12 protein-coding genes are annotated in these 11,904 nt (G+C 71.3%); 3 read left to right on the top strand and 9 right to left on the bottom strand.

Going from position 1 to position 11,904, the window contains the following annotated elements; genetic code table 11:
- Positions 1 to 449: 449 nt before the first annotated feature.
- Positions 450 to 2,099, bottom strand: coding sequence for a bifunctional 3'-5' exonuclease/DNA polymerase (locus tag M8C13_RS42995; protein WP_252486612.1), 1,650 nt, complete (start codon positions 2,097 to 2,099; stop codon positions 450 to 452).
- A gap of 98 nt (positions 2,100 to 2,197) precedes the next feature.
- Between M8C13_RS42995 and M8C13_RS42990 the strand changes: the two genes are divergently transcribed.
- Positions 2,198 to 2,362: a hypothetical protein gene (locus tag M8C13_RS42990; RefSeq protein WP_252486611.1), complete on the top strand. Its 165-nt coding sequence runs from the start codon at positions 2,198 to 2,200 to the stop codon at positions 2,360 to 2,362.
- Positions 2,363 to 2,381: 19 nt separating this feature from the next.
- Here the strand turns inward: M8C13_RS42990 and M8C13_RS42985 are convergent, their stop codons facing one another.
- From M8C13_RS42985 to M8C13_RS42965, 5 genes are all read right to left on the bottom strand, one after another.
- On the bottom strand, positions 2,382 to 3,005 hold the full coding sequence (locus M8C13_RS42985; protein WP_252486610.1) for a response regulator transcription factor: 624 nt from the start codon (positions 3,003 to 3,005) through the stop codon (positions 2,382 to 2,384).
- Complete coding sequence (locus M8C13_RS42980; protein ID WP_252486609.1) at positions 3,002 to 4,291, bottom strand: sensor histidine kinase; 1,290 nt, start codon at positions 4,289 to 4,291, stop codon at positions 3,002 to 3,004. The genes M8C13_RS42985 and M8C13_RS42980 overlap by 4 nt, the downstream gene beginning before the upstream one ends.
- Positions 4,282 to 5,007 (bottom strand): ABC transporter permease, encoded by a 726-nt coding sequence (locus M8C13_RS42975; protein ID WP_252486608.1) that lies wholly within the window; start codon positions 5,005 to 5,007, stop codon positions 4,282 to 4,284. Before M8C13_RS42975 ends, M8C13_RS42980 begins: the two co-directional genes overlap by 10 nt.
- A 22-nt stretch (positions 5,008 to 5,029) precedes the next feature.
- Entirely contained in the window at positions 5,030 to 5,929 is a 900-nt protein-coding gene (locus M8C13_RS42970) for an ABC transporter ATP-binding protein (RefSeq protein WP_252486607.1), read from the bottom strand.
- A gap of 121 nt (positions 5,930 to 6,050) precedes the next feature.
- Positions 6,051 to 7,061 (bottom strand): LCP family protein, encoded by a 1,011-nt coding sequence (locus tag M8C13_RS42965; RefSeq protein WP_252486606.1) that lies wholly within the window; start codon positions 7,059 to 7,061, stop codon positions 6,051 to 6,053.
- 126 nt (positions 7,062 to 7,187) lie between these two features.
- Between M8C13_RS42965 and M8C13_RS42960 the strand changes: the two genes are divergently transcribed.
- Positions 7,188 to 7,712, top strand: coding sequence for a hypothetical protein (locus tag M8C13_RS42960; protein ID WP_252486605.1), 525 nt, complete (start codon positions 7,188 to 7,190; stop codon positions 7,710 to 7,712).
- 66 nt (positions 7,713 to 7,778) lie between these two features.
- Here M8C13_RS42960 and M8C13_RS42955 read toward each other — a convergent pair whose 3' ends face one another.
- A complete protein-coding gene (locus tag M8C13_RS42955; RefSeq protein ID WP_252486604.1) occupies positions 7,779 to 8,192 on the bottom strand; it encodes a VOC family protein in 414 nt (137 codons plus the stop codon).
- 82 nt (positions 8,193 to 8,274) lie between these two features.
- On the opposite strand from M8C13_RS42955, the gene M8C13_RS42950 reads away from it, so the two are divergent.
- Entirely contained in the window at positions 8,275 to 8,931 is a 657-nt protein-coding gene (locus M8C13_RS42950) for a GntR family transcriptional regulator (protein WP_252486603.1), read from the top strand.
- Between the two features lie 7 nt (positions 8,932 to 8,938).
- Here the strand turns inward: M8C13_RS42950 and M8C13_RS42945 are convergent, their stop codons facing one another.
- The gene (locus M8C13_RS42945) at positions 8,939 to 10,453 is read right to left on the bottom strand and encodes a hypothetical protein (protein ID WP_252486602.1); all 1,515 of its coding nucleotides are present in this window, start codon (positions 10,451 to 10,453) and stop codon (positions 8,939 to 8,941) included.
- Between the two features lie 21 nt (positions 10,454 to 10,474).
- The gene (locus tag M8C13_RS42940) at positions 10,475 to 11,848 is read right to left on the bottom strand and encodes an LVIVD repeat-containing protein (RefSeq protein ID WP_252486601.1); all 1,374 of its coding nucleotides are present in this window, start codon (positions 11,846 to 11,848) and stop codon (positions 10,475 to 10,477) included.
- Positions 11,849 to 11,904 lie beyond the last annotated feature (56 nt).

Below are 11,904 nucleotides of genomic sequence, written 5' to 3'. Positions count from 1 at the left end.
TTCGGAAGGTTGACGGGCATGGGGAACCTCAAGACCCGCTTGCGTCTCTGCCTTTGACTTTCCCCCCCATGCTTTGATTCCTGCCCGTCCGGCGAGGACGCTCTTGATCTTCGCTTTTAACCCCGAAGATCAAAAGAGTGTCCTCGCCGGACGGGCAGACCCCCGGAGGGGTGGGACAAGTCAACACCCGGATGAGCAGGTTGCGGGGCGGGTTTTGGGTTGCCGACTCAAGACCCAGCGTGCTCGCGGTCCTCTCGTCTTCTCCGCACGACCTTCCGACAGCGAACCACATCCCACCGAGCAGCCGCCGTTGCGTGGCGTGGCCTTGGCGGCGGTTGCTGTGAGCATCTGCTCGGCGGGATGCGGTGCGCAGTCTCCAGGCCGTACGGAGAAGACGAGAGGACCGCTTTGTGGGTTTTCAACCCCGAGTTTGCCCCCGGCCGCTTGCCCTACTTCGCGTCCGCGTAACAGTCGGCCACCACCGCGTTCAACGGGAACCGCACCGGTGTGTCCCCGAACAGCAACCGCGTGGCCCGTTCCGCGCAGTCCTGCACCGCCGCCACCACTTCCTCCGCCAGCTCCGAAGGACAGTGCACGATCACCTCGTCGTGCTGGAAGAACACCAGCTCCGCCGGTTCCCGTAACGACGTCCGCAGACACGCCAGCAACGCCAGCGCCCACTCCGAAGCCGTCGCTTGCACCACGAAGTTCCGGGTGAACCTTCCCCTCGCCCGAGCCTGCCGCGCCTGACCGGTCTCCGTCTCCGCGTCCTCCACGATGCCCTGCCAGTCCGATCCCGGCGGCGGACAAGTCCTCCCCAGGTGCGAGCGGACCAGCCCACCCAGCTCACCAGTCCGCGCCGCCCGCTCCACGTACTCGATCGCCGCTGGGTAGCGCTTCCGCAGTGCCGCGAGCAGTTCCCCGGCCCCGCCGCTGGTCTGGCCGTACATCACGCCCAGCATGCCGATCTTCGCTCGGTCGCGGTCGCCGCCGAAGGCCTCCTCGGCCAGGGCGGTGTACAGGTCGCCGCTGGCTCCCGCCGCTGCCAGGCGCTGGTCACCGGCCAGGGCGGCCAGGACCCGGGGCTCCAGTTGGCTGGCGTCGGCCACCACCAGTGACCAGCCCGGGTCGGCGACCACGGCCCGCCGCACGGTCTTGGGGATCTGCAACGCGCCGCCGCCCCTGGTCGCCCACCGGCCGGATACCACGCCACCGGCCACCCACTCCGGGCGGAACCGGCCGTCGCGCACCCAGGCCGAGAGCCAGGACCAGCCGTGCGCGGTGTAGATCCGGTACAGCTCCTTGTACTCCAGCAACAGGGGCACCGCCGGGTGGTCCACGCCTTTGATCACCCAGGAGCGGGTGGACGGCAGGGAATGGCCTGCCTTGGCGAAGGCCTTGAGGACCTCGGCGGGGGAGTCCGGGTGGAAGCGGCGGCCGCCGAAGGCCTCGATGATCCGTTCGGTCAGCTCGGCCAGTTTCGGTGGCGGCACACCGGCCGGGGTGCGTGGCCCCAGCAGTTCGGTGAGCAGCGCGTCGTGGATGTCGGCCCGCCACGGCACCCCGACGTGGCCCAGTTCCGCCGCGGCCAGGCCGCCGGCGGACTCCGCGGCCACCAGCAGGCGGAACCGGCCCGGCTGGGCCAGCGCGCTGATCCTGGCCTGCTGGTCCCGGTGCACCGCGATCACCGCGTCGAGGGGGTCCACCTCGGGCAGGTCGGTGCGCGCGGTCTCGAACAGCGTTGGGTGCTCGTCCCTCGGCCGCACCGGTGGGTCCGGCGGCACCGGCAGACCCGCCTGGCGCGCGTAGGCGGCGGCCAGGCCGCGGGGCTCGCCCCAGCGGCCGGCGTGGCCGGACAGCAGCGACTCGGTCAGCTCCAGGTCGTGGCAGCGGGTCAGCCGCACGCCGGCGCGCAGCAGCCTCGGGTACAGCTCGGCGCTGTTGGCCAGCACCCAGCGGGGCTGGTGCGCCCGTTCCAGCTCGGCCACGGTGCCCGCAAGGGCAGTGGTGGACGTGACCTCGCTCACGGGCCGCCCGTCCTCGGACAGCTCGCACAGCCTGGCCTCCCCGTTGGGGCTGGTCACCACCGCGATCCGCATCACGGGCGATTGTCCGCCACGGCACCGACAATCCGGTGTGGACCAGCCATGGGTAGCGTGTCCGGAGCACCCATGAGGGAGTTTTTCTGAGGAGGAACATGAGTGCGAGCGAACGACCGCTGATCGACCTGTCCCGGGATCCGAACCCGGGGAAGCCGGATCACGCGCTGCCGGAGGGGGCGCCGCGTCATCCGCTGATCGACCTGTCCCGGGACCCGAACCCGGGCGTGGCCGACCACGCCAAGCCCGACGACGAGGACTGAGGGACGTGCCGCGCGGGGTCTACAGCAGGCCCCGCCGGTACGCCTCGCCGACCGCGGCCGCGCGGTCCCGCACGTCCAGCTTCGCGTAGATGTGCAGCAGATGCGTCTTGATGCTCGCCTCGCTGATGAACAGCCTGCGCGCCGCCTCCCGGTTGGTGGCGCCCCCGGCGACGAGGGTGAGCACCTCCAGTTCCCGCTTGCTCAGCGCGCCCCGCGTCGGCTTGCGCACTTGCCCGATCAGCCGCCCGGCCACCGTGGGCGCGAGCACCGACTCGCCGCGGCTGGCCGCCCGCACCGCTTTGAGCAGCTCCTCCGGCGGGGCGTCCTTGAGCAGGTAGCCGGTGGCCCCGGCCTCGATCGCGGGCAGCACGTCGGAGTCGGTGTCGAAGGTGGTCAGCACCAGCACCCGCACCTGGGGGCTCTGCTCGCGCAGCCGCCGGATCGCCTGCACGCCGTCCAGCTCAGGCATCCGCAGGTCCATCAGCGCCACGTCCACCTCGACCTCGGCGGCCAGCCGCACCGCCTCCAGGCCGTTGGCCGCCTCGCCCACCACCTCGATGTCCGGCTCCGCGCCGAAGGCCGCGGACAGGCCGTTACGCACGATCGGGTGGTCGTCCACGATCAGCAACCGGATCCGGCTCATGCCCCGCCTTCCCTGGCCTCGAACGGGATCACCGGCACCGCGGCCGCCACCGCCGTGCCCTGCCCCGGACCGCTCTCGATCTCCAGCACGCCACCCACCCCGCGCACCCGCTGCCGCATCACACCGATCCCATATCCGTCCACTGTGGACTCACATCCGGCAGACGGCGTGATGCCCACCCCGTCGTCGACGATGTCCAGCAGCACCAGATCGTCCTCATAGGACAGTGTCACGCCCACCCTGGACGCCTTGGCGTGCTTGGCGATGTTGGTCAGCGCCTCCTGCGCCACCCGGAACAGCACCACCTCCACCCCGGTGGCCAGCCGGTCCGGCGTGCCGGTGACCGCCAGCTGCGGGGTGATCCCGTTGGCCGCGCCCCACTTCGCGGTCAGCTCGGCCAGCGCCTCCGGCAGCGGCGACTCGGTCAGCGCCTCCGGCCGCAGCGCCCGCACCGAGCGCCGGGCCTCGGCCAGGCTGTCCGCGGCCAGCGCCCGCACCCGGTCCAGGTGCGCCTTGCGCTCCGGCTCGCCGACCCGGTCGGCCGCGTTGAGCTGGGTGATGATCCCGGTCAGCCCCTGGGCGATGGTGTCGTGGATCTCCCGCGCCATCCGCTGCCGCTCCAGCCGCACCCCGGCCTCGCGGGCCTGGGTCAGCAGCTGCGCGTGCAGGCCCGAGTTCTCCGCCATGGCCTCCCGCAGCGCCGCGTTGGCCGCGGTCAGCTCGGTCACCATGGCCCGCCGCCGCTCGCTCTCCCGCCCCACCACCCAGCCGCCGAAGGCCAACGGCAGCAACAGGCCCAGCAGCGCCGAGTAGGGCTGGATGTACTCGGTCAGCCACCGGGTCTGCGCGGCCAGGTTCACCACCGCGGTCACCCCGACCCCGATCATCGCGCCCCGCGGCGGGAACAGCAGGAAGGCGAACGGGAACCCCACCGAGGCGAAGGCGGCGAACTGCGCGCTGATCGACATCAGCCCGCCGTTGATGGCCACCATGCCGGCGAAGTAGCCGATGGCCAGCCACCGCCGGGTGCCGGTCATCTCCGCCGCGGTGACCCAGAGCCGCCCACCGTCCCGGCGGCTGGCCACCAGGCCCGGCAGCCAGGGCAGCCACAGCACCGCCAGCGCGAGCAGCACCAGCACCGCGGTCAGCTCCGGGCCACCGGTTGGCCACTCGCCGGTGACCCACACCAGGAACCCGGAGACCGCGAGCGTCCCGTACACCCAGGCCAGGTGCACCCACCTGCTCGGCGCGGCCCGGCCGGGATGCAGCTCCGGGATCACTCCCATCGGAACGTCCGCGCCGCGATCCCGCCGAAGACCACGATCAGCCCCGCCATCGCCAGCAGCGGCAGCGTCTCCGGCCACTGCCCGGCCCAGCTGGCCCGCAACGCCTGCATGGAGGCCCCGATCGGCAGGTAGGTGCCGATCTCCACCATGACCTTCGGCATCACCTCGGCCGGCATGAACACCCCGCCGAAGACCATGGACACGAAGAACACCCCGGCCCCGATCCCACTGGCCACCCGCCCGGTGGGCGCGACCGCGGCGATGCAGAGCCCGACCGCGAACAGCGCCCCCGCGCCCAGCACGAAGGCCAGCACGAAGCCCAGCGGCTCCCTGGGCAGCGGGAAACCGAGCACGGCCGAGCCGATCAGCAGCACCCCGCCGAGCGTGACCAGCGCCATCACCACGGTCACCGCGAGCTGCGCGCCCAGCAGCCTGCTCGGGTGCACGGGGGTGGAGGCCATACGTCGGAGTATGCCTTTCTCCCGGTCGTTCGCCAGCGCGGCGGGCAGCACGGTCAGCGCCAGCTGCGCCAGGCCGATGGACAGCGCCATCGCCGGGAAGAAGGTCAGGATCGGGCTGGTGTTCTCCCGCGGCTTGCTGACCAGCCCGAACGTGGTGACCAGGGCCAGCGGCAGCAGCAGCACCAGCAGCCAGGCGGCGGGCTCCCGGAACAGCAGCTTGAGCTCGACGAAGAACAGCTTGCGCAACACACGCATGACAAAGTCCCCTTGTGGCAGATCAGCGGTTGGTGGTGAGGGCGACGAAGGCGTCGTCGAGGCCGGTCTGGTCCAGCCGCAGGTCCTCCGCGACGATCCCGGCCCTGGCCAGGGTCGCGGTGACCGCCTGGAGCAGGTTCCCGGTGCCCCGCACCGTGGTCACCCGCGCGGAAACGTCCACAGTGGACACCTCAGGTAACGACTCCAGCAACCCCGGCGGCAACGGCACCGACGGCCGGAACCGGATCCGCACCTCCGCGCGCACGCTGGCCACCAGCCCGCTGGGCGTGTCCAGCGCGACCACCCGGCCCGCGTCGATCACCGCGATCCGGTCGCACAACCGTTCCGCCTCGGCCATGAAGTGGGTCACCAGCAACACCGTCACGCCCCTGGCCCTGATCCGCTCCACCAGCTCCCAGGTGTCCCGGCGGGCCTGCGGGTCCAGGCCGGTGGTCAGCTCGTCCAGCACCGCGATCTCCGGGTTGCCGACCAGCGCCAGCGCGATCAGCAGCCGCTGCTGCTGCCCGCCGGAGAGCTTGCGGAAGGCGGTGTTCCGCTTCGCCTCCAGCCCCCACTCCTCGATCAGCTGATCGGGACTGGCCGGGTCTGGGTAGAAGGAGGCGTGCAGGTCCAGCGCCTCCCACACGGTGATCTTGTCCGGCAGCCTGCCCTGCTGGAGCTGCACCCCCAGGGCAGCCCGCAGCGCCAGGCCGCCGTGCGCCGGGTCCTCGCCCAGCACCCGGACCGTGCCGCCGTCCCGCGCCCGCAGCCCGGTGACGCACTCGACCGTGGTGGTCTTGCCCGCGCCGTTGGGGCCGACGATCCCGAAGATCTCGCCGCGGTCCACGGTGAAGGACACATCGGCCACCGCGGTGTGCTCGCGGTACCGCTTGTGCAGGTTGGCCACCTCGATGACCGGCATCGCCGCCCGCCTTTCGCTCGTTCCCTTGTCGGAACACAGCTTCCGGCGGGCGGCGGGGTTTGCGGATCGCCCAGGTGGCTGTCGATGCGGTGGATGACCGGCATCAGCCGATCGGTTGATGTCAGCCCGTGGTGATCAGGTCCTGCGGGAGCTGGGTGTCGTTCTTCAGCGCCTCGAAGAACCGCTTCGACCTGGCCGGGTCCCACTGCACCACCGAGCCGACGCCGGCCACGCTGCGGCTGGCGCCCAGCGGCACCGTGGTGGTCACCAGGCCGCCGTCGGCCGCCCCGCGCATCGCCCAGGCCAGGCCGGCCAGGTTGTGCAGGTGGTCGCCCTCGTTGACGGTCAGCGTCTCCACCGTGTTGTTGGCCAACGGGATCGACCGGAACGGGTTGATGATGGTGCCGAAGCTGGTCGCCTTGTCCACCAGCGCGGAGAGGAACTGCCGCTGCCGCGCGATGCGGTCCAGGTCCGCGCGCGGGGTGGCCCTGGTGCGCACGTAGCCCAGCGCCTGCGCGCCGTCGAGCTCCTGGCAGCCGGCCTGGACGTCCAGCCCGGCCTTGGGGTCCTTCATCGCCTTGTCGATGCACATGTCCACCCCGCCGACCGCGTCGACGATGTGCACGAACCCGCCGAAGCCGATCTCGGCGTAGTGGTCGATGTGGATGCCGGTGCTGGTCTCCACCGTGCGCACCAGCAACTCCGGCCCGCCGAGGGCGAAGGCCGCGTTGAGCTTCTGCTTCTTCTTGCCAGGGATGTCCACAAAGGAGTCACGCGGCAACGAGACCAAAGTGGACGGTCCGGAGCCGTCGGGGATGTGCAGCAGCATCATCGTGTCGGTCCGCTTGCCCGCCGCGCCACCGGTGGCCAGCTCCTCGCGGTCCTCCTCGCTGAGCCCCTCCCTGCTGTCCGAGCCGACCACCAGCCAGTTGGTGCCCGGTGTGTCCGCGGGCCTGCCGGGGTAGTCCTTGAGCGCGTTGATCCGGTTCAGCTTGGCGTCGAGGTAGAACCAGAACACCACGAACCCGATGAGCAGGACCAGCAGCACGATGAGCGTGATTCGGCCCCAGCGCCGTTTGCGACGCGGTTTCGCCTGCACCGGCGGAGCCTCCCGGTAATAGTGACCAGACACGACGTCACCTTACGCAGTTCGCGCCGTTGGTGACCCGGTGGTGCCGGTGTTTCACCGAGCGTGCCTGCCGGGTACCCGGCTGGCAGACCAACACGTGCTGGTCCAGACGTCGAGGAAGTGAGTCGGGTGGACGAGAACCTCAACGGGTATGTGGCGTTCCTGGTGCTCGGAGTGATCCTGGTGCTCATCGACGGCCAGCTGATCCTGCGCAGCGGCAAGGCCTACCTGCAACAGGGCTACCGGGACCAGGCCGCGGCCGCGTCCATGGCCCGGCTGATCGCGGTGTTGTTCCACTTGGTGGTGCTCGGTCTGTTCATGATCATCTCGACCATGAACGTGGACGCGGGCGGCGCCGTGCAGACCGTGGTCACCAAGCTCGGCATCGTGTTGCTGCTGCTGGGGGTCATGCACGCGATCACCATGGCGATCCTGAACCGGATCAGGGCCCGCCAGCGCGAGCAGCTGATGGCCGATGAGATGAACGAGCGGATCGAGGAGCGGCACGCCCAGCAGCTCCAGCAGGACTCGAACCAGACCTATCCGCCGGTGCCCACGCAGGGCCAGACCACCGTCACCCCTGGCACCAGCCCGTCACCGGGCCCGGTGGTCAGCCCGGCCATCGAGGACCAGCCAGGCGTGGCGCGCCGCTGACCGTCGTGCCGTCGGCCCAGCGCGCCGCGTCCCGTTCGCGGCCTGACCACACCACCCCTCCAACGGTCAGGCCGCGAACACCTGGTCATCGTGGGCGAAGGCCTTGAACTCCAGCGCGTTGCCCGCCGGGTCGCGCAGGAACATGGTCCACTGCTCGCCCTTCTCCCCGGCGAAGCGCAGGTAGGGCTCGATCACGAACTCGGTGCCCGCCGCGCGCAGCCGCTCGGCCAGCTCGTCGAACTGCACCGTGCCCAGCAGCAGCCCGAAGTGCGGCACCGGCACGTCGTGCCCGTCCACCGGGTTGTGCGCGTCCGGGTTGCGCGGCGCCAGGTGGGTGACCAGCTGGTGGCCGTAGAAGTTCCAGTCCACCCAGGTGTCCGAGGACCGCCCCTGCGGACAGCCCAGGGTCTCGCCGTAGAACCGCCGTGCCGCGGCCAGGTCGTCGACCGGGATCGCCAGGTGGAAACGGGGCACCGACATGCGTACTCCTCAGACAGGTCACTCGGGAACGGGCGAATGTTAACATTGCGACAATCGACGACCCGGGCTGCTGGAGGACATCGTGACCGAGACCACGCCGCTGCGCCCGGCCGACCGCCGCGGCCTGGCCGACGAGGTGGCCGACCGCATCCGCGTCGCGATCTTCGACGGCGCCTTCCCGCCGGGCGCGCCGCTGCGCGAGGTCGAGCTGGCGGCCCGTCTGGAGGTCAGCCGGGGCCCGATCCGGGAGGCGCTGGCCAAGCTGGAGCGCGAGGGCCTGGTCCGCACCCAGTGGCACCGCGGCGCCACCGTCACCACGCTCTCCGCCGCCGACGCGGAGGAGCTCTACACCCTGCGCTCGGCCCTGGAACGCCTCGCGGTGGCCCGCTTCCACACCCACGCCACCCCGGCCGACCTGGCCACACTGGAGGAGGTGGTGGACCGCATGCACGCCGCCGCCACCGACCACGACATGCTGCGCCTGGACCTGGAGTTCCACGACGCGGTCTACGCCGCCACCCGGCACGAGCGGCTGCGCCAGGCCTGGTCGGCCATCCGCGCGCAGATCATCCTGTTCCTGCTCAGCCGCATCGGCGCCAGCACCGACTACCGCGCCCAGGTCCCGGCCGAGCACCGCGCCCTGGTCGCCGCCCTGCGCGCGGACGACCCGGCGCACAGCACCGAGCTGTTCCTGGCCCACCTGCGCCTGGCCTACGACCGCCTGGCCGCCACCTTCTGACCGCGTCTTAGGCGCGCATCACGATCACGTCGCCGTGCCCGCCGTAGCCCAGCACCGGCTCGGCGTACTGCGTCCCGTCGAAGGTGACCATCAGCCAGTTCTTGCCCACCGGCACGATCTGCGGGTGCGGGATGTTGGTCTTGTACGGCGCGTCCAGCGTGCCCAGGAAGTGCACGTCCAGGTCGTACACCCGGTACTGCCGCCCGATCCCGTCACTGGCCAGCAGGTACCACTGCCCGCCGACCCGCTGCAGGATGGTGCCCTCGCACTCCCGCACGTTCGCGTCCCGGCCGCGCAGGGTCAGCCGCTCGTGGTAGTCCGCGCCGCGTGGGGCCACCGCCAGCGCCGGGTGGAAGTTGAACGGGGTCTGGCTCGGGCTCTCCACGAAGCCGACGTGCCAGCGCCCGTCGATCTTGGTGATGGACGGGTCCCAGGCGCTGACCTCGGTGGGCAGGTCGAGCCGCTTGGCCGCCAGCACGTGCACGCCGGCGAGCACGTTGGCCTTGGTGCGCAGGTGCCGGACGTGCACGCCCTTGAACGCGAAGTCGCCCCAGCTGCTCATCGCCACGATGTACTCATCGCCGTCGAGCACGATCTGCCCGGCGTGGTCGCCCACGATCACGCCGTCCTCGCGGCTGAAGTACAGCTGCGCGACCTGGGTGATCCGGCTGGGGTCCTTGAGGTCCAGGGTCCACACGCCCCAGTGCGCCTGCTGGAAGAAGCCGAGCCCGGCGCAGGTCGCGGTGAGGTAGAGCTTGCCGTCGCGCACCAGCGGCTTGCCGTCGGCGGTCTGCACCGCGTGCAGGTCCCGCAGCCCGGCCTGCCCGAAGTACCCGGCCCGCACCCGCCCGAGCACCACCGCGCCGTCCCCGCCCGCGCCGTAGGCGTAGGAGAAGGTGCCCAGCGTGGCCGGGCGGCGCAGGTCGATCTTGGCGGACACCCCGTCGCGCTCGCTCACCAGCGGGACCCAGCCGGTGCCCGTGCCGGTGCTGTCGTGCAGCACGGTGACCGCGTTCTCGTTGACCACGAAGGCGAACCGGAACGGCGCCCGCAGCCGCGCGGCCACTGACTTCACCACCGAGGTGGTCCCGTTCACGGTGACCTCGACACTGGCCGTGCCCGTGGCCGCGTCGTAGCGGGCCAGCACCCGGTTGGCCGAGTTGGCCGCCAGCCCGGCCACCACCGAGGCCTGCGGGGCCAGCTCGCTGACCTCCACCAGCACCGAGGCGAACGGCGCGCGCGGGCTGACCCCGGTGCGCACCAGGAAGTCCCCGCTGGCCCTGGGCAGCGGCGGGGCCGCGCTGTCGTACTGCTCGAACCCGGGCGCCAGCAGCGCGAACGGCCGGAACTGCGCAGCGATCCGGAACCGCAGGTCCATTGGCGTGGTCGCGGCCGGTGCGGCCTGGGCTGCGCCTGCCTGGGCTGGGGTGCCGACGCCCACCACGGCGGCGGCGCCCAGCGCGCCGAGCCCGGTGAGCAGGTGACGGCGGTCGATACCGCGCGGCTGGTCGGGAATCGTCATTGTTTCCCCCAGGTCGAGTGCCTACTTCGTCAGCTTGAGGATGTCGATGCCGCGCTTGTTGTCCGCCACGTACACCAGTCCCCGGTGCCAGGCAGGTTCCCACGAAGCGGCGTCCGCCGGTCGGAAGTAGCCGACCTGTGTCGGGTTGGTGGGGTCGCTGACGTCGAGGAACCGGGTGCCCTGGGCGTAGAAGGACTGCACCAGGATGTTGCCGCGGATGTCGAAGTAGTGCGCCGAGCAGTCGCCGCTGTCCGGGTTGCTGCCCTCCTGCCCGGCCACGCTCCAGGTGCCCACGGTGTTCAGCCGGAACGGGTCCTCCTTGGTGGAGCGCCAGCCCTGGCCGCCGTAGGAGCCCTTGAGCGAGGCGATCACCAGCACGCCGTCGGCCGCGCAGCCGGGGTTGAACGCCTCCTCGGTGGTGAACAGCAGGTCCCCGCCGCCCCAGTGCCAGGGGTTCGCGCCGTCACCGGCCCGCCTGCCGACCTGGCGGTAGCTGTTGTGCATGAACTTCGAGGCCGCGGCCAGCTCGTCGATGCCGCCACCGGCGTAGGGCACCGGGTTCCACGGGGTGGCCTTGCGGAACTTGTTGACCACCGGGTCCCAGTGCCAGCCGCTGGTCCGGTAGCCGCGCACGCCGCCGCGACCGGAGGCCCAGGCGATGCCGGTGGCGTCGACCTGCACGTCGTGCACGTAGTCGGTCTTGCCGTCGTTGCGGCCGGTGTCGATGGGCTGGGGGAAGACCTTGGGGTTGCGCGGATCGCGGATGTCGGTGACCCACACCGGCCGGCCGCCCCAGTCCGCCGGCATGTCCGCGGCCTTGGCCGGGCCGCCGGTCCACAGGTAGCGGCAGTCCTCGATGCAGCTGGTGGTGTGCCCGGCTGGCAGCTCGACGAAGCTGAGCACGGTCAGCTTGGCCGGGTCCTTGGCGTCGACGATGTAGACCCCGGACTTGCCGGTCTGCACGTTGCCACCGAAGGCCCTGGGGTCCCTGGCCAGGAAGACCAGCTTGCGCTTGGGGTCGACCTCGGTGTCCTCGGTCTCCCACAGGCCGGGCATGGCCAGCTCGCCGATCTGCACCGGGTTGGCCGGGTCCTTGCTGATGTCGTAGGACTTCAGGCCGAACTGCCCGGAGACCAGCAGCACGTCCTTGCGGCCGTACTGCAGGAAGTCCAGCGCGATCGCGCCCTGCGCGCCCGGCACCGAGCCGACCAGCTCAACGTTCTTGACCGCGCCAGAGTCCTTGCCGCCCTTGCCGTGCCCGTGCCCGGCGGCGGCCGAGGGCGCCTCGAACTCCGGCTGCTCCTCATCACACGCCCACGCCGGTAGCGCGCTGGCCGCCAGCGCCAGTGCGCTGATCATCGCGACGATCCCGGCCCGCTTCTTCCCCAGCGCCATGACGCCCTCCCGATCGTTCGGCCAGGAACAACCTAGGCTGGGTTCCCGTGGGGGAC

The sequence above is a fragment of the Crossiella sp. SN42 genome (assembly GCF_023897065.1).
GTDB lineage: Bacteria > Actinomycetota > Actinomycetes > Mycobacteriales > Pseudonocardiaceae > Crossiella.
Note: the sequence above shows the minus strand (reverse complement) of the source record. Positions and strands in the feature narration are given on the sequence as shown.

Coding starts and splice junctions, on each gene's coding strand:
- M8C13_RS42980 (WP_252486609.1), bottom strand. CDS start 4,291: ATGGGAGTGATCCCGGAGCTGCATCCCGGCCGGGCCGCGCCGAGCAGG.
- M8C13_RS42955 (WP_252486604.1), bottom strand. CDS start 8,192: ATGTCGGTGCCCCGTTTCCACCTGGCGATCCCGGTCGACGACCTGGCC.
- M8C13_RS42970 (WP_252486607.1), bottom strand. CDS start 5,929: ATGCCGGTCATCGAGGTGGCCAACCTGCACAAGCGGTACCGCGAGCAC.
- M8C13_RS42990 (WP_252486611.1), top strand. CDS start 2,198: ATGAGTGCGAGCGAACGACCGCTGATCGACCTGTCCCGGGATCCGAAC.
- M8C13_RS42995 (WP_252486612.1), bottom strand. CDS start 2,099: ATGCGGATCGCGGTGGTGACCAGCCCCAACGGGGAGGCCAGGCTGTGC.
- M8C13_RS42975 (WP_252486608.1), bottom strand. CDS start 5,007: ATGCGTGTGTTGCGCAAGCTGTTCTTCGTCGAGCTCAAGCTGCTGTTC.
- M8C13_RS42985 (WP_252486610.1), bottom strand. CDS start 3,005: ATGAGCCGGATCCGGTTGCTGATCGTGGACGACCACCCGATCGTGCGT.
- M8C13_RS42940 (WP_252486601.1), bottom strand. CDS start 11,848: ATGGCGCTGGGGAAGAAGCGGGCCGGGATCGTCGCGATGATCAGCGCA.
- M8C13_RS42945 (WP_252486602.1), bottom strand. CDS start 10,453: ATGACGATTCCCGACCAGCCGCGCGGTATCGACCGCCGTCACCTGCTC.